1 other RNA gene is annotated in these 329 nt (G+C 47.4%); it reads right to left on the bottom strand.

Going from position 1 to position 329, the window contains the following annotated elements:
• Positions 1-329, bottom strand: a transfer-messenger RNA (tmRNA) gene (ssrA, locus tag FLQ44_RS22560).

The raw sequence follows: 329 nt of genomic DNA on the forward strand, positions 1-329 counted from the left end.
GTCCGAAATTACTCCATCTTCAGCACTACACGTTTAGTCTGGTCTTTAATTTCACTTACCTCCAGCGGACAGACACGCAAGAAATAAGCTAGTTTGATTCAATTTAGTGTTTCGATCCTCAAACGGCGGCGTCCACACGATCTCGTTTTGGGTGACTTATCGTTGCCCTCGTCTTACGAGCGGAAGCTGAGGCGATAAGGCTATGAGCAGGTTATTAAGCTGCTAAAGCGTATTGTTCGTCGTTTGCGACTATTTTTTTGCGGTTTGTTTACGAGGCCTACCGCACCTCGACGTGCACCTTGGACTTCGCTAATCCCGTCGAATCCAGA

It is taken from the genome of Vogesella mureinivorans, assembly GCF_007644035.1.
GTDB classification, from domain to species: domain Bacteria; phylum Pseudomonadota; class Gammaproteobacteria; order Burkholderiales; family Chromobacteriaceae; genus Vogesella; species Vogesella mureinivorans.